17 protein-coding genes are annotated in these 19,685 nt (G+C 69.4%); 6 read left to right on the forward strand and 11 right to left on the reverse strand.

The window, feature by feature from the left end:
* Positions 1–74: 74 nt before the first annotated feature.
* Positions 75–1,835, reverse strand: coding sequence for a Xaa-Pro dipeptidyl-peptidase (locus SACMADRAFT_RS18265; protein ID WP_009155314.1), 1,761 nt, complete (start codon positions 1,833–1,835; stop codon positions 75–77).
* A gap of 196 nt (positions 1,836–2,031) precedes the next feature.
* On the opposite strand from SACMADRAFT_RS18265, the gene SACMADRAFT_RS18270 reads away from it, so the two are divergent.
* Together SACMADRAFT_RS18270 and SACMADRAFT_RS18275 are read left to right on the forward strand one after the other, a co-directional pair.
* Entirely contained in the window at positions 2,032–2,970 is a 939-nt protein-coding gene (locus tag SACMADRAFT_RS18270) for a serine hydrolase (protein WP_009155315.1), read from the forward strand.
* Positions 2,971–3,041: 71 nt separating this feature from the next.
* Positions 3,042–4,007: an alpha/beta fold hydrolase gene (locus tag SACMADRAFT_RS18275; protein WP_050998168.1), complete on the forward strand. Its 966-nt coding sequence runs from the start codon at positions 3,042–3,044 to the stop codon at positions 4,005–4,007.
* Positions 4,008–4,101: 94 nt separating this feature from the next.
* On the opposite strand, the gene SACMADRAFT_RS18280 is transcribed toward SACMADRAFT_RS18275, so the two are convergent.
* Together SACMADRAFT_RS18280 and SACMADRAFT_RS18285 are read right to left on the reverse strand one after the other, a co-directional pair.
* Positions 4,102–4,545: a CBS domain-containing protein gene (locus SACMADRAFT_RS18280; protein WP_009155317.1), complete on the reverse strand. Its 444-nt coding sequence runs from the start codon at positions 4,543–4,545 to the stop codon at positions 4,102–4,104.
* Between the two features lie 90 nt (positions 4,546–4,635).
* The gene (locus SACMADRAFT_RS18285; RefSeq protein ID WP_050998170.1) at positions 4,636–5,517 is read right to left on the reverse strand and encodes a neutral zinc metallopeptidase; all 882 of its coding nucleotides are present in this window, start codon (positions 5,515–5,517) and stop codon (positions 4,636–4,638) included.
* 81 nt (positions 5,518–5,598) lie between these two features.
* On the opposite strand from SACMADRAFT_RS18285, the gene SACMADRAFT_RS18290 reads away from it, so the two are divergent.
* Positions 5,599–7,665, forward strand: a complete 2,067-nt coding sequence (locus tag SACMADRAFT_RS18290) for a prolyl oligopeptidase family serine peptidase (RefSeq protein WP_009155319.1) — start codon at positions 5,599–5,601, stop codon at positions 7,663–7,665.
* Here the strand turns inward: SACMADRAFT_RS18290 and SACMADRAFT_RS18295 are convergent.
* Entirely contained in the window at positions 7,652–8,401 is a 750-nt protein-coding gene (locus tag SACMADRAFT_RS18295; protein WP_009155320.1) for an SDR family oxidoreductase, read from the reverse strand. The genes SACMADRAFT_RS18290 and SACMADRAFT_RS18295 overlap by 14 nt on opposite strands.
* On the reverse strand, positions 8,398–9,003 hold the full coding sequence (locus tag SACMADRAFT_RS18300) for a TetR/AcrR family transcriptional regulator (RefSeq protein ID WP_009155321.1): 606 nt from the start codon (positions 9,001–9,003) through the stop codon (positions 8,398–8,400). The genes SACMADRAFT_RS18295 and SACMADRAFT_RS18300 overlap by 4 nt, the downstream gene beginning before the upstream one ends.
* An 85-nt stretch (positions 9,004–9,088) precedes the next feature.
* Here SACMADRAFT_RS18300 and SACMADRAFT_RS18305 point away from each other — a divergent pair, with 85 nt between their 5' ends.
* On the forward strand, positions 9,089–10,033 hold the full coding sequence (locus SACMADRAFT_RS18305) for a CPBP family intramembrane glutamic endopeptidase (protein ID WP_009155322.1): 945 nt from the start codon (positions 9,089–9,091) through the stop codon (positions 10,031–10,033).
* 94 nt (positions 10,034–10,127) lie between these two features.
* Here the strand turns inward: SACMADRAFT_RS18305 and SACMADRAFT_RS18310 are convergent, their stop codons facing one another.
* From SACMADRAFT_RS18310 to SACMADRAFT_RS30005, 3 genes are all read right to left on the reverse strand, one after another.
* Positions 10,128–12,980, reverse strand: coding sequence for a vitamin B12-dependent ribonucleotide reductase (locus tag SACMADRAFT_RS18310; protein ID WP_009155323.1), 2,853 nt, complete (start codon positions 12,978–12,980; stop codon positions 10,128–10,130).
* A gap of 55 nt (positions 12,981–13,035) precedes the next feature.
* On the reverse strand, positions 13,036–13,512 hold the full coding sequence (gene nrdR / locus SACMADRAFT_RS18315) for a transcriptional regulator NrdR (protein WP_009155324.1): 477 nt from the start codon (positions 13,510–13,512) through the stop codon (positions 13,036–13,038).
* Positions 13,513–13,808: 296 nt separating this feature from the next.
* A complete protein-coding gene (locus SACMADRAFT_RS30005) occupies positions 13,809–14,084 on the reverse strand; it encodes a LysM peptidoglycan-binding domain-containing protein (protein ID WP_040926577.1) in 276 nt (91 codons plus the stop codon).
* Positions 14,085–14,484: 400 nt separating this feature from the next.
* On the opposite strand from SACMADRAFT_RS30005, the gene lexA reads away from it, so the two are divergent.
* On the forward strand, positions 14,485–15,174 hold the full coding sequence (gene lexA, locus SACMADRAFT_RS18325; protein WP_009155326.1) for a transcriptional repressor LexA: 690 nt from the start codon (positions 14,485–14,487) through the stop codon (positions 15,172–15,174).
* A 13-nt stretch (positions 15,175–15,187) separates the two neighbouring features.
* Here lexA and SACMADRAFT_RS18330 read toward each other — a convergent pair whose 3' ends face one another.
* From SACMADRAFT_RS18330 to SACMADRAFT_RS18340, 3 genes are read right to left on the reverse strand one after another with little or no spacing between them, the layout of a single operon-like run.
* The gene (locus SACMADRAFT_RS18330; RefSeq protein WP_009155327.1) at positions 15,188–16,258 is read right to left on the reverse strand and encodes an NHL repeat-containing protein; all 1,071 of its coding nucleotides are present in this window, start codon (positions 16,256–16,258) and stop codon (positions 15,188–15,190) included.
* 35 nt (positions 16,259–16,293) lie between these two features.
* Positions 16,294–17,757 (reverse strand): GTPase HflX, encoded by a 1,464-nt coding sequence (gene hflX, locus SACMADRAFT_RS18335; RefSeq protein WP_009155328.1) that lies wholly within the window; start codon positions 17,755–17,757, stop codon positions 16,294–16,296.
* Between the two features lie 43 nt (positions 17,758–17,800).
* On the reverse strand, positions 17,801–18,301 hold the full coding sequence (locus tag SACMADRAFT_RS18340) for a helix-turn-helix domain-containing protein (RefSeq protein ID WP_009155329.1): 501 nt from the start codon (positions 18,299–18,301) through the stop codon (positions 17,801–17,803).
* 53 nt (positions 18,302–18,354) lie between these two features.
* Between SACMADRAFT_RS18340 and SACMADRAFT_RS18345 the strand changes: the two genes are divergently transcribed.
* Positions 18,355–19,680 carry an MFS transporter gene (locus tag SACMADRAFT_RS18345; RefSeq protein ID WP_009155330.1) on the forward strand — a complete coding sequence of 442 codons (1,326 nt, stop codon included), beginning with the start codon at positions 18,355–18,357 and terminating at the stop codon, positions 19,678–19,680.
* Positions 19,681–19,685 lie beyond the last annotated feature (5 nt).

Here is a 19,685-nt window from a genome sequence, read left to right on the forward strand (position 1 = left end):
CCGGAAAGTGTCGGTGCGGTGGGCTAGGCTTCGCGGCTCCGTCCGGACCCGCGGTGCGGCCGCGGACAGCCCGCCTACAACGCGGCCCGCAGTCGCGCCGCACCGCCGACCACCCCGACCGTCACCGACGTGTGCGCCAGATCCACCGCCAGGCCGGTGCCCGGCTTCGGCCGCAGCGTGAAGTCGTGGTCGCTGGACAGCAGCACGAACTCCAACGCGTGGCCCGCGGGCAGCACGTAGTCCTGCGGCTGCAGTTCGAACGACACCCGATATGACGAACCGGGTCGGATGGGCTTCGTGCGCCCGATGTCCGATCGGTTCTGCGGGTCCGTCCATCCGCGAGTGATCACGTGCGAGGTACCGTCGGGTGCCCTGTCCACGAGGACGGCGGTGACGTTGGCGGCGGGGCGGTCGAAGGCGATCCGCAGATCCACGACCGGCGTTCCACTCAGTCGGACGGGTCGCCGTGCTCGGGTCGTCGCGTACGACAGCCGGTTCGGTGACGACGGCGCGTCAACCAGTTCCTCCACCGTCTTCGTGGCGTCGTCGGTGAGGCGTTCGAACACCGGGCGACCGGGGCGGCCCACCCCCAGGTCGCCGCGGCCGTTTCCGCCCGGACCGGGACGCAGGGCGACCTGGCCGACCGTAGCGGCGGGCCAGTCCGGTTCCTGGGTCCACGACCCGTCCTCCCGCTGGATGGTCAGCTTCGGCTCCGAGGTCACGCCGTTGTCCACGCCGTACAGGTAGTGGGAGAACCAACGGTTGAGTGTGGACAGCCACTCCTGTCGGCGCAGGTGGTAGGGATCGGTGTGCCCGGACTGGTGCAGCCAGAGCCTGCGCTCGACACCGTGCCGCTTCAGTTCCGCGTACCACTTGGCGGCCTGGCTCACGGTGACGTTCCAGTCGGAGAGCCCGTGCACGGCGAGCACGGAAGCACGCACCCGGTCCACGTCGTCGAGGTAGTTTCGATCGTCCCAGAAGTCGCTGTAGTCACCGGTGAGCCGGTCCTGCTCGGCGGCCAGTTCGTCGATGACCGGACGGCACACGTCGCGGTCGGCGCGGGTGTAGACGTACTCGGCCAGCACGTCCGCGTCCTCACCCTGGTAGCCGCCCGGCGCCACGACGGCACCGTTCTCGCGGTAGTAGTCGTACCAGTTCGAGATCGCCGCGATCGGGACGATCGTCTCCAGCCCCTCCACCCCGGTGCTCGCGACGGCGTTGGCCAACGTGCCGTTGTAGGACACGCCCATCATGGCCGTCCTTCCGGTCGTCCAGTCGGCCATCACCGGCCGTCCGGCGGCGTCGCGTGCCCGCGCGCGGCCGTTGAGCCAGTCGACAACGGCTTTCGCGCCGAGCGTCTCGTTGCGGCCCCCTGTGGTCGGGCAGCCCGTGGAAAGGCCACTGCCGAGTGACTCGGCGTAGACCACCGCGAACCCTCGCGAGATGAAGTAGTCCTCGTAACGCCAGGTGATCTGGGGCCGGGGCTTCCCGGGAACGTACAACTCGACGTCGACGTCGTGATTGGTGATGTCGTTCCCGCCCGCGTAGTAGGGGCTGGCCTGGTAGACGACCGGGACACGCAGACCGTCCTGCGTCGCGCGCGGCCGGGCGATCTCGACATGGACCTGGTCGTCGGCGCCGTCGCGGTCGCTGTCCACCTCGGCCTCGACCCACAGGCTCTCTCGCACGACGTCGTCCGTGGCGAAGACTGGTTGCGCCTCGCCGTCGACGAACACCGGGGTCGGCGGCCGCTGCGCCACGGCGCTGACCGGGGCGAGTGGCAGGGTGGCGGCGATCGCGGCGACGAACGTCAGCGGCAGGCGCGCGGCTCTCACGTGACCCCCAGCAGGACAGCGAGCGAAGTGGTACGACCATTCCCGTCGTCACCGGGTCGTGTCAAGGAAGACCGGCGCGTACCCGACGAAAGGCGGGGACCGTCGAGCAGTCCGGCACGCCAGCTGGTCCCCGTCCGAAAAGACGCTTTACCAGAAGGTGACACGCCTTGCCCCTTTTGGGTGATTTCATGAAGATATGAGCCGACGCACGGTGATTGTCGGGCTGCTGGTGGCGGTCCTCATCGCCGCGGTGGCGGCCGTGTCACTGCCGATGGCCCCATCCGCCCGCCAGGACGCCACCACCCCGATCGCGCCTGCACGGCCGGAGTCCAGCTCACGCGACTTCGCCCCCAGCACGACGCAAACCCCCGGCAACCCGCCGTCGCCGCTCAGCGGCGACGAACGCGCCGCGCTGGCCGATTCGGTCTCCACAGCGGTCTCAGGGCACGCACCCGGCAGCAAGGTGGGCCTGGCCGTCTACGACCGGCTCGCGGAGTCCGTCGTCGCCGAGATCAACGCCGACGAGCAGTTCTACACGGCGTCGGTGGTCAAGTTGCTGATCGTGACCGACAGCCTTCGCGATGCCGGCTGGGCCCTGCCACGCGGGCAGCACCGCGAAAACCTTGTCGCGTTGCTGTCCCGAAGCGCGGACTGGGTCGCCTCGTCGCTGTGGGCAGCGGGTGGGGGTCCGGTGATCGTCACCGAGACGGCGGAGTTGATCGGTCTCGAGGCGACCGTCCCGCCGAGAATCGCGCGGCAGTGGGAGATGACCAGGACAACACCGAGGGACGTGCTCGCCGTCTACGACTACCTCACGACAGGCATGCCGGAAGCGGCCCGGGAGTTCGTACTGAACGCGCTCGGCGAAGCCACCCGCGTGGCAGCCGACGGGTTCGACCAGTTCTTCGGTATCCCGGCTGCCCTGCCCGACAGTGAGTGGGCGATCAAGCAGGGCTGGATGCGCGTCGACAACGGGATCGTGCTCAACACGACGGGAACCGTGGGCCCGCGGGGTCGCTACCACGTGGTGCTGCTGACCCTGCAACCGCCGGGCACGAGCTTCGCCACGGCCAGGTCCGCCGTCACCGCCGGTGTCGCCGCGCTGGCCCCGGCGCTCACCGAGGCGGCGGGCTGATCCGGCATCCGTCCGGGTGAGGTCTGGACCTCATGCAGGCACCGGCAGCGCCGATGCACTGTACTCGGGTCATGTCGAACCTGAAGCACCCAAGACGAAGCGCGTTGCGTGCGGCCGCGACGGCCGCCGCGGCCGGTGGACTCACCGTCGCCGGCGACGCAACCGCGCGGGCCCGCGCGGCGAGCCGCGTGACACCGACGTTTGTGACCGTCTCAGGGGCAGGCGGTATGCCCGGCGGCATCGACCAGCTCGCGCTGCGCGGACATCGGACCGTCGGCGTCAGCCTGCCCGGCCACAGCGTCACCGACCCCCAGTTCGCGCTCGACTACCAGTGCCCGCAGCAGCCGGAGTCACTGGCGACCCGGCCCTCCCCGATGGCCGGAATCGGCCTCGACGAGTTCACCGCCGCCACGGTCGAGGTGGTTCGCAGGGTCGCCGAGTTCGGCCCGGTCATCCTCTACGGCGGCAGCATGGGTGGCGCGACGCTGGACCGGGTCGGCAACACGGTGCCGCATCTCATTGCTCGCATCGTCTACGACACCGCGTTCTGCTGCGTCGACCTGGCTTCCGCCGACGACTACCTCGCCACGCCGGAAGGCGAGAACAGCCTGGCGGGCAACCTCGCGGCCGTGATCGTCGCCGACCCGGCGGAGATCGGCGCCGTGCGGTCCAACTACCGAACCGCGGACCCGGACGCGCTGGCCGGGCTGCGGCAGGCATTGATGGCCGGCGCCACCGACGCCGAGTTCCACGCCACGCTCGCGGCCCTGCACCCCGATGAATCGGCCACCGCAAGCGGCGAGAACTCGCAGGTGCGGGCACACACGTGGGGCCGCATCCCGCGCACCTACATCAGGCACACCCGCGACCGCATCATCCCGATCGAGTTGCAGGACCGAATGATCGCCGAGGCCGACCGGCTCACCCCGCACAACCGATTCGACGTGCACACCGTGGACGCGCCTCACGTGCCCAACGCCGAACAGTTCGGCCGGATCGTGGACATCCTCGACCAACTCACGCAGTGCCTGCGCTGAGCGCCGCGCAACCGGAACGGCGCAAAGCCCCGCTGCCGTGTCACCGGGAGCATCGGGTGCCCGTCGGGACCGAACAGGCCCGGGTCAACACTGCTCAGGTGTGGAACCGTCCGCCCGCGATGTAGGCCTCGAGCTGTTCCTGGTTCTGCTCCAACTCGTCCATCCGTGACTTCACGACGTCACCGATGCTGACGATGCCCGCGAGAGTTCCGTCCACCAGCACCGGAACGTGGCGGATGCGGCGTTGCGTCATCAGCGCGCTGAGCTCGTCCACCGAGTCCTGCGGGCCGCACGTCGCCACGACGGTGGTCATGATGTCGCCGACCTCACGCGACAGCAGGTCCGGGCCGTGCTGGTGCAGGCGGCGTACCACGTCGCGCTCGGACACGATGCCCGCGACGGCACCGGCTCCGTCGACGACGACGAGCGCGCCGACGTTGTGTTCGGCGAGCCTGGCCAGCAACTCGGACACCCTGGTACGCGGCGTGACGGTGGCGACCATCGAACCCTTGCGCCGGAGCAGATCAGCGATCCGCATGAACTCTCCTCCCACCCGAAGTGAACTGCCTCACATCAGGCTAGTGGGCGCACGCCTCGCCGGAAAGGTCACGAACCCTCGCCACCTGGCTCAGGCGACGTCCTCGGCCGCAGCGCTCCAGGTGTCACACGCCTTCGCGGTGCGGCCCTCGAAACCGGCCCGCGCCCAGCGCAGTTGGTTGCGCGCCGTGCCGTGCGTCCGGCTGTCGAGGCTGTTGCCGAAGTCGTCCACCGCCCGCGCCGCCTCCCGCGGGGTCACGCTGCCCCGACCGGACACGCTCGCCAGGAACAACCCCGCGAAGCAGTTCGCCTGCAACTCGATCCGCCGAGTCAGCTCCAGTTCGCGCGGCGAACCGGCGCGCACATCGGCGAGCAGTTCCTCCACCGCACCCAAGGTGCCGCTCAGGTTCTGCACGTGATGGCCGTACTCGTGCGCCAGCACGGCCAGGTGGGCGGGCTCGTACAGACCGATGTAGCGCAGCAGCCGGTCGCGCGGCAGGTAGATGATCCTGTCGGCACCGCAGTAGAACGCCGTCGCCTGCTCCTCGTCGGGCGTCTTTCCGCAGTCGCTGGTCGCCTCGGAGGTCACGTCCAGACCCGCGGCGCGGAACCGCACACCCGCCTGGCGAAGCGCGGGACGCCAGCCGCTGTCCAGGCAGTCGAGCATCGCGTCGTAGAAGGCTCGCATTCGTGTGGCGGCGCGGCCCAACCTGGGCAGCTCGCAGGAACCGGGCGAAAGCCGCACCGCGCCTGCCAGCAGTGGATCGGCGAGCGCACCCGCCGGTGCGGCGTCGGGCGGCGCGGCCACAACCGCCCCGCTCGGGCGCGCGACCGCGATCGCGACTCCGGCCACCGGCTGCGTGGCCCTGCCGGACAGGCCGATGACGCCCACCGTGCCGAGCACCAGCAGCAGCACACCCGCTATCGCCAGTGGTGAGTTGCGTGGCTGGTCGGTGTCGTCGTTGCTTCGCACAGTGCACGACAGCTTAGCCACGACCAGCTGCGGTGCGCAGAGCCCGGACGGTAGCGCCCGGACAGCTGGCAGACTGGGGACATGGCCGAGGTGACCACTCCCGTCGACGACGATCCGTATCTGTGGCTGGAGGAGGTGACCTCCGAGCCCGCACTGGACTGGGTCAGGGCGCGCAACGAGGAAACCGTGGGGCCGCTCACCAGGGGGCGGCGGTTCGAGACGCTGCGGGAGGAGTTGCGGCAGGTACTCGACGCCGACGACCGGATTCCCCACGTGCGAAGGCGTGGCGACCACCTCTACAACTTCTGGCAGGACGCGGCCCACCCGCGCGGGCTGTGGCGGCGCACGACGCTGGAGGAGTACCGCAAGCCGGAACCCGACTGGGTAGTGCTCATCGACGTGGACGCACTCGCCGCCGCCGAGGGCGAGAACTGGGTGTGGCAGGGCGCCACCGTGTTGCGCCCCAGCCTGAGCCGGTGTCTGGTCGAGCTGTCACGTGGTGGGGCCGACGCCACGGTGGTGCGCGAGTTCGATCTGGAACGCGCGGAGTTCGTCGAAGGCGGCTTCGAGCTGCCCGAGGCGAAGGGTTCCGTGGCATGGATCGACGAGGACCGCATTTATGTGGGGACGGACTTCGGCGACGGCTCGCTGACCACGTCCGGTTACCCGCGTCTGGTGAAGGAATGGCGCAGGGACACGCCGCTTTCGCAGGCGAGCCTGGTGTTCGAGGGCGAACCCGGTGACGTCGCCGTGCGCGGGTTCCACGACGCCACCCCTGGCTGGGAGCGCGACTTCGTGCGCCGCAGCATCGACTTCTACCGCGGCGAGCTGCATCTTCGAACCGGCGAGGAGTTGACTCGCGTCGACGTGCCCGAGGACGCGATCACATCGGTGTACCGCGAGTGGCTGCTGGTGCGTACGCGCTCCAGCTGGCGCGTCGGCGACACCGAGCACCCGCCGGGGGCGTTGCTGGCCGCGAGGTTGGCCGACTTCCTCGCGGGCGAGCGCACCATGACCGTGCTGTTCGAGCCCGACGCCCACACCTGCCTCGACTACCACGCCTGGACCCGCGACCACCTCGTCATCGGCACGCTCAGTGATGTGACCACCCGGTTGCGGGTGCTCACGCCGACCGCCGACCGCTGGCTGGACCGACCGCTGCTGGGCGTGCCTGATGTGGGGACGGTCGCGCTGGTCGACACCGAGCCCTACCGCGACAACGAGTTCCTGCTGCAGACATCCGGGTTCACCGAACCGGCGGCGCTGGTGCGGGGCGTGCTCGACGGCGAGCGGCCGCGGGAGGCGGAGACCGAGCTGGAGACCCTGAAGCGGGCGCCCGAATTCTTCAGCTCCGAGGGCATGAGCACCCAGCAGCTGTTCGCGACCTCGCGTGACGGCACTTCGATCCCGTACTTCGTCGTGCGGCCCGCCGGCGGGGGCGACGGCCCGACCCTGCTGACCGGCTACGGCGGCTTCGAGGTCTCGCTGACCCCGTCCTACAGCGGCGTCATCGGCAGGGGCTGGCTGGCCAGGGGCGGAACGTATGTCGTCGCGAACCTGCGCGGCGGCGGCGAGTACGGGCCCGACTGGCACTCCCAGGCCGTCAAGGCCAACCGGGAGCGCGTGTACGAGGACTTCGCGGCGGTCGCGACCGACCTCGTCGCCAGGGGCATCACCACACCCGGAAGGCTCGGTATTCAGGGAGGCAGCAACGGCGGCCTGCTGACGGGTGTGATGCTCACCCGGCATCCCGAGTTGTTCGGGGCTGTGGTCAGCCAGGTTCCGCTGCTCGACATGCGGCGCTACCACCTGCTGCTCGCGGGCGCCTCGTGGCAGGCCGAGTACGGCAACCCGGACGAGCCGCAGGACTGGGCATATCTCAGCGCCTACTCCCCCTACCACAATGTCGAAAAGGGACAGAACTATCCACCGGTGCTGTTCGTGACGTCCACCCGCGACGATCGGGTGCATCCTGCGCACGCCAGGAAGATGGTCGCCAGGATGCGGGAGTACGGCCACGACGTGAGCTACTACGAGAACATCGAGGGCGGGCACGGCGCCGCGGCCGACAACGCGCAGCTGGCGTTCAAGTGGGCGCTGGTCTTCGAGTTCCTGTGGCAGCGGCTGAGCGATCTCAGCGCCCGCTGAGGAACCGCTCGAAGGTCACGGTGCCGACGGCGTCGGCGGGCGCGAGATGCAGACCCTCGCGGTAACCGCGGAACGCCGCGCCTGGCAACCGAAACGGCAGCAGCGCCCGTCGGCGCCCGGTGGCCCGCAGGTAGGCACGGGCCAGGTCGGCGAAGGGGCGGATCTCGGGCCCACCCATGTCGCCTACCCGGCCGGCAGGCTCCCCGCAGGCCAGCTCGGCGAGTCGGGAGGCCACCTCGGGGGCGTGAACGGGTTGTACCCGCACCCCGGCGGGCACCGGTAGCAGCGGCGAACGGGCCAGCGTCGACAGGATCCGCGCCACCAGATCGTGGAACTGCGTCGAGCGCAGCACCGTCCACCCGACGCCGGAGGCCGCCAGCAGCCGTTCCGCGGCGAGCTTGCCCCGGTAGTAGCTGATGGGCAGCGCATCGACCCCGACGATCGAGATGTACACGACGTGACCGCAGCCGCGGCGGCGCGCGGCCGACACCACGGAACCGGCCAGCCGCTCCTCGCCACGGAAGTCGGTGGCGCAGTGTACGACCGCGTCGCGGCCCGCCACGGCCTCGTCGAGACCGGTGCCACCTACGTAGTCGACGCGGACCGTCCGCACCGGGCCGGTGGTGCTCGGCTGTCTTCTGCTCGCCACCGTGACGTCGTGGCCGCCGTCGAGCAAATGTCGCACCACGTGCCTGCCCAGTGTCCCGGTGCCACCGGTGACCAGGATCGAACTCATCGCGTTCCCCCGCTTCGTAGCAACGTTTCGACGTGGTACCCGATCACCTTCCTGGCCAACGCCGGTGTCATCCGAGCGGGGTCGGTGACCGCCTGCAAGGCGATCCCGTCGAACAGTGCGTGCAGCCTGTCGGCCTCCAACTCCAGGTCCAAGCCCGCGGGTAGTAGCCCGGCGCTGTCGAGCCGCCACAGTTGGTCCCGCAGCAGGCCGGCGAGCCGCTCGTTGCCTGCCGTGTTGAGCTCGCGGGCTGCCGGATCGACCAGTACCCGCGACAGGAAGGCCACCCACAATTCGTTCGCGGTCCTGGCATCCGGGTCGAGCGGCAGCAGCCGTTCCAGTACCGCCAGCGCGGCCTGGATCGGGTCGGTGGGCAATCGCATTCGATCGACGCGCTGCTCGGCCTCGTCGGTTATCACGCTCATGGCGAAGTTGAGCAGTTCGGCCTGGGTCGAGAAGTAGTACTGCACCGAACCGTGCGACCAGCCTGCCTTGGCCGCGACAGCGCGCACCGATGCCGCCTCGATGCCACGTTCGCGAATCACCTGCCACACGGCACGGGCGAGTTCTCGGCGACGCTGCTCGTGATCGACGACTTTGGGCACCGGCTCTCCCTGGGACGACAGCAGGCCCTATGCTGCCACCATCGTTTTCATACGATTGACCGAAAAACTGCACTGGGGAGATTTCATGTCGACAACCGATGTGGCGCGCGCCGATACCGGGCGAGCCGGCGTGTTCGCACGAGCGACACTCGCGATGGGGGCGATGGCGGTCGGGCTGGGAACGGCGGGCGCCGTCGGCGACGTCGTCCACGCCAGGCTCGGGATCGACGGCTTCGCGCTGCGACTGTCGGTCGCACTCACCTGCTTCGTGATCACCGTGCCGCTGATCGTTCTGCTTCGCACCCGCTTCGATCGGCGCTCACTGGCCGGGCTGGGCCTGAGCGCCCGGCATGCCGCCCGCGCGTTCGCGTCCGGGGTACTGATCACCGCCGCCGCGGCCGCCGTCGTGTTCGCCGCGGGGACCGGCCTCGGCTGGTTGCGCTGGGGAGCCGTCGACTGGCTCGCGCTGGCGACGTTCCTGCTCACCAACACGCTCGTCGCGTTGCTACTGGAGGCCGTACCGGAGGAACTCGCGTTCCGTGGTTACGGTTACCGAACGCTCAATGCCCGGTTGCGCAGGTGGACGGCCGCTGTGGCCACCACAGTTCTGTTCCTACTCACCCCTGCTGCCGCGAGTGCGGTGCAGGCGCTGGTCAACGGCCTGCTCGGCGGTCCGGTACGGCCGCCGGCGTTCGCCCCACCGGGCGAGGACCCGGTTTCCTACGCCATCCTGCTCTCGGTCTTCGGGTTCACCCTGCTCGTCGCGAGGATCGCCACCGGGTCGCTGTGGACCTGTGTCGCGCTGCACCTGACGTTCCTGACGATCAACCGAGTGACGTTACTCGGAGATGCCCGTGACGCCGGCTGGTCGGTGCAGCTGAACACCCAGGACGCGGTGTTGCTGGTACCCGCGTACCTGCTGCTGACCGTGCTCGCCTTCGTCGTACTGGCGCGGGTACGCGGTCGCCGACTCGGCTGGCGAGACCGCGAACCCGAGCCCGCAGGTACGGACGCGACCCGCACCCGGTGACCGGTCGCGCCCGCGAACCCGACAGGCGAGGGTGCCGGTCGCCCACCGGCACCCTCGCCGCAACGGCTGGTCGGCTTTCGGCCACCTCCGGCTGTCAGCTGCAACCGGAGGTGGCGCCGCAGCCCTCGCAGGCGTAGCACGACCCGGCAGGCCGCATCTTCGTCCCGCACGTCATGCACAACGGCGCATCCGCTGCCTTTCCGAGCTGCAACTCGACCAACTCGGTGGTGGTGTGCGCCTCGCGGCTGTCCCCTTCTCGCGCTGAGGTGGTGGAATCCTCCACCGACCGGGAACCGCTCGCGTCCACACTGCTGCGCAACGCCTCCAGGTCCACGTTCTCCGCCGAACCCGCGTAGTCCGCCTCCACCTGCGCCGAACGCTCGTCCGCCGTGAAGATGCCCAGCTGAGCCCGCTTCTCGTACGGCAGGTAGTCCAGCGCGAGCCTGCGGAACAGGTAGTCCAGCACGCTGGTGGCCATCCGCACGTCCGGGTCGTCGGTCATGCCCGCGGGCTCGAATCGCAGGTTCGCGAACTTGGAGACGTAGAACTCCAGCGGAATGCCGTACTGCAGGCCCACCGAGATCGACATCGAGAACGCGTCCATGACACCGGCCAGGGTGGACCCCTGCTTACCGAGCTTGACGAAGATCTCGCCCAGCCCGTCGTCAGGGTAGGAACCGGCGGTCAGGTAGCCCTCGGCGCCCCCGACGGTGAACGACACGGTCTGGCTCGGCCGCTTCTTCGGCAACCGCTTGCGCACCGGCCGGTACTCCACCACCCGCTCGGGCTCGCTGTCCGGCTGCTCCTTCTTGCCCGTGGACAGCGGCTGGCCGACCTTGCAGTTGTCCCGGTAGATCGCCAGCGCCTTCAGCCCGAGCTTCCAGCCCTGGAAGTAGATCTCCTCGACCTCCTCGACGGTGGCCGACTCCGGCATGTTCACCGTCTTGGAGATCGCGCCGGACAGGAACGGCTGCACCGCCGCCATCATCCGAACGTGCCCCATCGGCGCGATGGAACGCTCACCGACCGCGCAGTCGAACACGTCGTAGTGCTCCGGACGCAGCCCCGGCGCGTCGATGACGTGCCCGTGCTCGGCGATGTAGTCGACGACGGCCTCGACCTGCTCCTCCTGGTACCCCAGCGAGCGCAGGGCGCGCGGCACCGCCTGGTTGACGATCTGCATCGAACCGCCACCGACGAGCTTCTTGAACTTCACCAGCGAGAAGTCCGGCTCGATACCGGTGGTGTCGCAGTCCATCATGAACCCGATGGTTCCGGTGGGGGCCAGCACGCTGGCCTGGGCGTTGCGCCAGCCGCTGGCCGTGCCGACCTCGATCCCGCGCTGCCATTCCTGGGTCGCCAGCGCACGCACATTCACGTCGTTGGTGTGGTGGGTGCGAATGAGTTCGTTCGCCGCGGCGTGCTTACGCATCACCCGCTGGTGTGCCTCGGCGTTTCGCGCGTAGCCCTCGTAGGCGCCGACGACGCCGGCCAGTTCGGCGGAGCGCCGGTACGACACGGCAGTCATCAACGACGTGATCGCGGCGGCGAGTGCTCGCCCGCCCTCGGAGTCGTAGGCGTGGCCGGTGGCCATCAGCAGCGCGCCCAGGTTGGCGTAGCCGATGCCGAGTTGGCGGAACTTGCGGGTGGTCTCCGCGATCGCCTCGGTCGGGAAGTCCGCGAAGCAGATGGAGATGTCCATCGCGGTGATCACCAACTCCACCGCCTTGGCGAACGTCGGCGCGTCGAAGCTGCCGTCGTCGGCGAGGAACTTCAGCAGGTTGAGCGAGGCGAGGTTACAGCTGGAGTTGTCCAGGTGCATGTACTCCGAGCACGGGTTGGATGCGGTGATCCGGCCCGATTCCGGGCAGGTGTGCCAGTCGTTGATCGTGTCGTCGTACTGCAGTCCGGGGTCGGCACACTCCCAGGCCGCCTTGGCCATCTTGCGGAACAGCGACTTGGCGTCGACGCGGTCGATCACCTCACCGGTCATCCGCGCGCGCAGCCCGAACTGCCCGCCCGTCTCCACGGCCTGCATGAACTCGTCGGAGACGCGGACGGAGTTGTTCGCGTTCTGGTACTGCACCGATGCGATGTCGGCTCCGCCGAGGTCCATGTCGAACCCGGCGTCGCGAAGCACCCGGACCTTGTGCTCTTCCTTGGCCTTGGTCTCGATGAACTCCTCGACGTCGGGGTGGTCGACGTCGAGCACGACCATCTTGGCGGCCCTGCGCGTGGCGCCCCCGGACTTGATCGTGCCCGCCGAGGCGTCCGCGCCACGCATGAACGACACCGGTCCCGAAGCCGTACCTCCCGACGACAGCAGTTCTCGCGAGGAGCGGATACGGGACAGGTTCAGTCCGGCGCCCGAACCTCCCTTGAAGATCAGCCCCTCTTCCTTGTACCAGTTGAGGATCGACTCCATGGTGTCGTCGACGGCGAGGATGAAGCACGCCGACACCTGCTGCTTGGACGAGGTACCGACGTTGAACCAGACCGGCGAGTTGAAGCTGAACACCTGGTGCAGCAACATCCACGTCAACTCGTGCTCGAAGACCTCGGCGTCTGCCGAGCCCGCGAAGTACCCGTGGTCGGTGCCAGCCTTGACGTAGGCCTTGACCACCCGGTCGATGAGCTGGCGCAGGCTGTGCTCGCGCTGCGGGCTGCCGACGGCGCCCCTGAAGTACTTGCTGGCGACGATGTTGGTGGCGTTGACGGACCAGAACTCGGGAAACTCGACGCCGCGTTGTTCGAAGTTCACCGTGCCGTCGCGCCAGTTGGTCATGACGACGTCGCGCTTCTCCCACCGCACCTCGTCGTAGGGGTGCACCCCCTCCGTGGTGAAGACACGCTGGATGCGCAGGCCCTTCTTGGCGCCCGCGCCGGACTGGCGCTTCCTCGACTGCTTACCGGCCTGTCCGGTGTCGGCCCCCACGGTCTCTGTCATGACTCCCACTCCCGCGTTCGCAGTGGCGGCAACGGCATTCGCCCGCCGCGCTTACTCAACTCTGGTCCGGCTGGGCCTCGGCGGCCGCGATGGCCTCCCGCAGGTCCCTGATCTCCTTCTCGAAGTCCTCGATCGACGAGAAGGAGCGGTAGACACTCGCGAATCGCAGATAGGCCACGGCGTCGAGTTCGCGTAGCGGGCCGAGGATGGCGAGGCCGACCTCGTGGCTGGGTATCTCCGCGACGCCCGCGGCCCTGATCGACTCCTCGACGCGCTGCGCGAGTTGCTGCAGGGCGTCGTCGTCGACAGGACGGCCCTGGCAGGCGCGCCGGACCCCGTTGACCACTTTTTCCCGGCTGAACTGCTCGGTGACCCCCGACCGCTTGACCACGGCGAGCACCATCGTTTCCGAGGTGGTGAACCGGCGGCCGCACGCGGAGCACGAGCGGCGACGCCTGATCGCCTGTCCCTCGTCGACCTCACGGGAGTCGACGACCCGGGAATCGGCATGCCGACAGAACGGGCAGCGCACCGCCGACCACCTCCCTGTTCGCTGACGCCCCGGCCGGGCTCGGACCACAAGGCCGCGATGCCTGGTGATCGTTCTTGTGGACACGCGGTGGGTGAACCACCGACGAGCTGTGGACAACTTCTACGATTCTACCCCAACTTGTGGAGCAACTACAGCCATGTAACTACTACATGTTGGGGTTGACCTTAAGAGGCCGCGAGAGCACACGCAAGCCGCACCCCCATGGCGGGTGAGGTGACGACGGACATACCCGGGCCGAGACGACGCCTGACGAGCGGACCCGGCGAGCCCGCCGCTCAATCCCCGACCGGCACCACCAGCGGCATTCCCGCCCAGATCTCGGCACCGGACAGACCGTTGAGCCGCTTGATATGTTCCACCACCGCGGAGAGCTCACCACCGGAGGTGTACCTGGCGGCGACGTCCGTGAGCGTATCGCCCGGCGCGAGCGCCACCACGGTGGTGCGCGGCGGCGCGTGCCCCGTCCCGACCTCCGTGGCAGCCCCATTCATCGTCCCCGCGAGGAGCCCGAGTCCGGCGACGACTGCGGCCACCGCGACCGCGAGCGCCACCAGCCACAGCCAGCGCGGCGGAGCCGAAGGGCGGACCTCGCAACGACCGAGCGCCCGTTGCCTGCCGCCTCCCGGCACCAGCGGCGGCCTCGTGGGTGGACGCACCGGTTCCACCCTTCGTGCCCTCGGGGTGGTAGCGCAACGGACGTGCCAGATCTCGCGGGCCCGCCCGCCGACCAGAACCGACATGGCAACCTCCTCGAACACCCGTGCTATCGAACATCCGTGCGAATGTGTACCACCGGGAGCCGACAAAATCGAGACCTGTCGGCGTGTCGATCGAACAGACGTTTGAAATCACCGGCACGGCGGGCTAGCGTCGAGAGTGGACAAGCACTACAAGGGGCACCAAAGGGGCGCCGTGCCTGCGGGCCGCGCCCCTCGACTGGGAGGCGACGCGGTGGCACGCACGACGAAGGAGGAAGGTGGCAAGGTACATGCCCTTCCCGACATCGAGGACCCCGACGACACGTTGACGCCACGCCAGCAGAAGGTCCTGGAGGTCATCAGGACCTGGGTGGACAGGTACGGCTACCCGCCGAGCGTCAGGGAGATCGGTGAGGCGGTCGGGTTGACCTCCACGTCCTCGGTGTCACACCAACTGCGCGCGCTGCAACGCAAGGGCTACCTGCGCCGCGACGCCAACCGGCCGAGAGCGGTGGGAGTGCTCGCCGCGGACGCCGACCAGCAGACCGTCGACACCGATCGGATGCCCAAGCCCGCCTTCGTGCCGTTGGTCGGCCGCATCGCCGCGGGCGGGCCGGTGCTCGCGGAGGAAGCCATCGAGGACGTCTTCCCGCTGCCCAAGGACATCGTCGGCGAGGGCGACGTCTTCCTGCTCCGGGTCGCTGGCGACTCGATGATCGACGCGGCCATCACCGACGGCGACTGGGTGGTGGTACGGCAGCAGCCGACCGCGGACAACGGCGACATCGTCGCCGCGATGATCGAGGGCGAGGCGACGGTCAAGACGTTCAAGCGCAGGGAAGGGCATGTCTGGCTGATGCCGCACAACGAGGCGTACGAACCTATTCCCGGCGACGAGGCCACAATCCTCGGCAAGGTCGTGGCGGTGTTGCGGCGGCTGTGAGCCGGCCAACGGTTCAGCGGCGCGCCCTGCTGATGCCGAGCATGGCGAGACCGGCGATCGTCATCGCCAGCAGGATGCCCGGCAGTGTCTGCATACCCTTGCCGTCCTGCTCCGGCTCGCCGCCCGCTTCCACGCCGACGGACGCGCCGTCGGCTCCGGCCTCGGCCTCGAACCGCGTTGTCGTTCCCCCACCGTCCCCGCCGTTGTCGGCAGGCGGGTTCGGTGTCGCCGACACGGTCGCGTCGCCGACGCGAGCCGTCGCCCCGGAAACAGCTCGCACCGGGCTGCCGATGCCCTCGCTCGCGGACAGCAGTGTGCCGTCATCGGTGAACGCGATCGCCTCCCCCTGCTGCTCGCCCGGAAGCGGAATCCGGATCGGCGGTCGTCGAAGGGCGGCCACCACATCCCCGTCCGGAGCCGGGTACAGGTAGGCGTCGGTGTAGGTGCGTAGGGCGAGCACGCTGCCGTCCGCTGTGGACGCGGCACCGGTGACCGCCATCGTGCCCACGGTACCGACCGGGCCACCAGGAGTGTCGGTGGTGGAGAAACCGAGGGTGCCGACCTGCTCCAGCGGCGTGGGGCCCGGGCTGGTCAGTTCCCCCCGTGGGGTGTACACCGCCGACTGCCCCATGCTGCTCTTGGTGACGATGTACGGCTTGCCTGCCCGATCGAGCAGCAGTGCCTCGGCGTCGTGCGGCCCGTCCGGGTACGTCAGCCGGTACAGCACGGATCCCCCCTGCGGGGACACCGCGTGCAGCGCGACGGTCTGGCGTTGCTTGCGGTTGTCCCCGGTGTCGCCCAGCCACAGCGTGCCGTCCGGGGCGACGGCGAGATCCTCGACGTCGTAGGGGTCCGTCGGGCTCACGATGACGTCGCGCACCTGGCACTCGCGGTCGAGCACGAAAACCTCGATCCGACTGCCGCCGTCGTTGACGGCGTACCACCGGTCCTCGTGGACAGTCAGGCCGGACAACTCGGCCAGCCGCGGGTCGTCGATCGCGCACACCGTGACCGGCTCGTCCGCCCTGGCCGCAGTGGACCCGGACGCGACCAGCCCGAGAACCGTCGCTCCCAGCAGCAGCATGAGACCACGCACACTCACGCCCGCTACGGTATCCGTCAGACCGCTGAACCGTCCGTAATGTAGTCCTCCAGCGCGGCGGCGAGGTCGGGGCGCACCCTCGCACGCAGCCGGGTTCCCTCTGGCGTGTGTTCCTCGGCCAGCACCTCGCCGTCGGCGTGTGCCCGTGCGACGAGTTCGCCACGCGTGTAGGGCACGACCACCTCCACGACCGCCTCCGGCCTCGGCAGCCGCCCGGCGATCTCCTCGACCAGCACGTTGATTCCCTGACCGGTGTTCGCCGAGACCACCACGGCGTCCGGCATCAGGTGCCGTAGCCGGGTCAGCGTCACCTCGTCGGCGGCATCCGCCTTGTTGATCACCAGCAGTTCGGGCGGGAGCGGCTCTCCACGGTGCCGGGCGATCTCGCCCAGCACCTCACGAACAGCGCCGACCTGCTCCTCGGGCGCGGGAGCCGAGCCGTCCACCACGTGCACCAGCACATCGGCGTCGGCCGCCTCCTCCAGCGTTGAGCGGAACGCGTCGACGAGCTGGTGCGGCAGGTGCCGGACGAACCCGACGGTGTCGGTGATCGTGTAGGCCTTGCCGTCCGGCGTCATCGCCCGCCGCGTGGTGGGATCCAGCGTGGCGAACAGCGCGTCCTCCACCAGCACCCCGGCACCGGTCATGGCGTTGAGCAGGCTCGACTTGCCCGCGTTGGTGTAGCCGACCAGCGCGACGCCGGGTACCTCGTTTGCGAGCCTTCGCCCACGCTTGGTGGCCCGGATGGTGTCCATCGCGGCGATCTCACGCCTGAGTTTGGCGACGCGCTTGCTGATGCGCCTGCGGTCGGTCTCCAGCTTGGTCTCACCGGGGCCGCGCAGCCCGACACCGCCGTTGGCCCCACCTGCACGCCCGCCTGCCTGCCGGGACAGCGACTCACCCCAGCCCCGCAGTCGGGGGATCAGGTACTGCAGTTGCGCCAGCTCGACCTGGGCCTTGCCCTCCCTGGAGCGGGCGTGCTGGGCGAAGATGTCCAGGATCAGCGCCGTCCGGTCGATGACCTTGACCTTGAGCTTCGCCTCCAGCTGCCGCAGCTGCCCGGGCGAGAGTTCGCCGTCGCAGATCACGGTGTCGGCGCCGGTGGCGACCACCACGTCGGCGAGTTCACGCACCTTGCCCGACCCGATGTAGGTGGCCGGATCCGGCCTCGATCTGCGCTGCACGAGGCCTTCGAGCACCTGCGAGCCCGCGGTCTCTGCGAGCCTGGCGAGTTCGGCGAGCGAGGCTTGCGACTGCGCCGCGGTTCCCTCGGTCCACACTCCGACGAGCACAACCCGCTCGAGGCGCAGCTTGCGGTACTCGACCTCGGTGATGTCGGCCAGTTCGGTGGAAAGGCCCGCGACGCGACGCAGCGAGGCGCGTTCCTCCAGCTCCAGCTCACCCGTCGAGACGTCGGCGACGGTGTCGAGGCCGTCGAACTCTTCGAGGCGGCCGAGGCTTGTGTGTGTCGGTTCTGTCATCGTCTTCCTATCGTCCCACGTCCTGCGGGATGGAACGAGCCATTTAGCGACTGGGATACAGCGCCAGGTACACCGCCAGCCGCTGCGCTCCCTGCCGTCGAGGGCGGGCGGCGAACTCGTCCAGCAGGTCCCGCAGGCGCTGCCGGAACTCTTCGCGCTCGTCGTCGTCCAGTTGCACGACCAGCCGCGACTGGTCCAGCTCGCCCCCCGGGGTCTGCGCCACCTCGGCCAGGAACGCCTCCAGCATCGCCTCACGCACACCCTCGCTGTCGGCGTTGTCCAACTGCCAGGACAGGCCGGTGGAAAGGTACGGGATCTCCCGCGCTCCCCGGTTGCCGCTTCGCGGTGGCTGCGGTCGCAGAAAACCCGTATCGACGAGTTTGCGCACGTGGTGCAGCGTCGTCGCGGGGTCGCGACCAAGCCGCTGGGCGAGTTCCTTGTTGGTCAGCGCCTCCGAGTAGGTCAACCGGATGATCCGCATCCGTATTCCGGACGCCAGCGCGTTCGCCTCGGCCTCCGTCGCTTTCCTCCGCCGCGTGCTCACCGGCCAAGGATAAGTGATTGACACTTTCCAATCACTTCGCCGACACTCGAACCATGCCCCGTGACTCGCTGTGGTTGCACCGGGACTTCAGACTGTTGTGGGCGGGCGACACCGCCAGCCAGTTCGGCACGTTCGTGGGGCGCACGGCACTGCCGCTGCTCGCCGCGACGACGCTGGCCGCGACCCCGCTCGAGATGGGACTGCTGACCGCCTCGGAGAACGCCGCGTTCCTGCTGCTGGGCCTGCCCGCGGGAGTGTGGGTGGACCGGATGCGGCGCAGGCCTCTCATGCTGCGGGCCGACCTCGCCCGCGGTGTGCTGCTGCTCTCGGTGCCGCTGGCGTGGTGGGCGGGTGTGCTTTCGCTGCCGCAACTGATCGTGGTGGCGCTGCTGGTGAGCGTGTGCACGCTGTTCTTCGACATCGCCTACCAGTCCTACCTGCCGTCTCTGGTTGGCAGGAGCAGGCTCGTGGAGGGCAACGGCAAACTTCAGGTCAGCCAGTCGGTCGCGCAGGTGAGCGGCCCCGGGCTCGCCGGTGCGCTGGCCCAGTTGCTGGGCGCGGCCAACGCCGTCGCCACCGTCGGGTTGAGTTACCTCGGTTCGGCGGCACTGCTGGGGCGCATCAGGACGAGCGAGCCGCCCCCGAGTCCCCGTACCGGGATCAAGCTGCGGGCAGAGGTCGGGCAGGGACTTCGGTTCGTGTTCGGCAACCGGCACCTGCGGGCCGTCACGGCGTGCACGGCGTCGGGCAACTTCGCGGGGGGCGCGTTCGCCAGCGTTGAGGTGCTGTTCCTCAGCCGCGAGTTGCGACTGCCAGCTGCGGGGGTCGGCGCGGTGCTCGCCGTCGCAGGGGTGGGCGGTTTGCTCGGTGCGCTCTCGGCGAGCCGGTGGCTGCGCCGGGTCGGGCAGGCGCGGGCCGTGTGGCTCGTGCCGCTGCTGACCTGGCCGGCACACCTGCTCGTACCGCTGGCCGAGCCGGGTTGGCGGGTCGGCTTCGCCGCGCTCGGTCTGGCGGGGTTCGGATACGGCGTCGTGGTGTACAACGTCGCGCAGGTGAGCTACCGGCAGGCGATCTGTCCCGACGGGCTGCTGGGCCGGATGAACGCGAGCGTGCGGTTCGTGGTGTGGGGCGTGCTTCCGGTCGGCGGTCTGCTCGGTGGGGTGCTCGGCGAATGGCTGGGAGTGCGCGCCACCGTCTGGATCACCTCGGTGGCGCTCGCGGCCGCCGTGCTGTGGGTGCTGTGCTCGCCGCTTCGGCTGCTGCGCGACATCCCGGCCGACCAACTGCTTGCCGTGACGCAGGACTCACCGTCGTCAGCGGGGGACTCGCGGGCGGGACCGCAGAACTCGCCGACCGCAACGCAGGACTCGCGGTCGTGACAGGG

Origin of the sequence: Saccharomonospora marina XMU15, assembly GCF_000244955.1 — a bacterium.
GTDB lineage: Bacteria > Actinomycetota > Actinomycetes > Mycobacteriales > Pseudonocardiaceae > Saccharomonospora_A > Saccharomonospora_A marina.

Bases quoted from the DNA above. Each gene is read 5' to 3' on its own strand.
- SACMADRAFT_RS18270 (WP_009155315.1), top strand. From the start codon at position 2,032: ATGAGCCGACGCACGGTGATTGTCGGGCTGCTGGTGGCGGTCCTCATC.
- SACMADRAFT_RS18275 (WP_050998168.1), top strand. From the start codon at position 3,042: ATGTCGAACCTGAAGCACCCAAGACGAAGCGCGTTGCGTGCGGCCGCG.
- SACMADRAFT_RS18280 (WP_009155317.1), bottom strand. From the start codon at position 4,545: ATGCGGATCGCTGATCTGCTCCGGCGCAAGGGTTCGATGGTCGCCACC.
- SACMADRAFT_RS18290 (WP_009155319.1), top strand. From the start codon at position 5,599: ATGGCCGAGGTGACCACTCCCGTCGACGACGATCCGTATCTGTGGCTG.
- SACMADRAFT_RS18295 (WP_009155320.1), bottom strand. From the start codon at position 8,401: ATGAGTTCGATCCTGGTCACCGGTGGCACCGGGACACTGGGCAGGCAC.
- SACMADRAFT_RS18305 (WP_009155322.1), top strand. From the start codon at position 9,089: ATGTCGACAACCGATGTGGCGCGCGCCGATACCGGGCGAGCCGGCGTG.
- SACMADRAFT_RS18310 (WP_009155323.1), bottom strand. From the start codon at position 12,980: ATGACAGAGACCGTGGGGGCCGACACCGGACAGGCCGGTAAGCAGTCG.
- SACMADRAFT_RS18330 (WP_009155327.1), bottom strand. From the start codon at position 16,258: ATGCTGCTGCTGGGAGCGACGGTTCTCGGGCTGGTCGCGTCCGGGTCC.
- hflX (WP_009155328.1), bottom strand. From the start codon at position 17,757: ATGACAGAACCGACACACACAAGCCTCGGCCGCCTCGAAGAGTTCGAC.
- SACMADRAFT_RS18345 (WP_009155330.1), top strand. From the start codon at position 18,355: ATGCCCCGTGACTCGCTGTGGTTGCACCGGGACTTCAGACTGTTGTGG.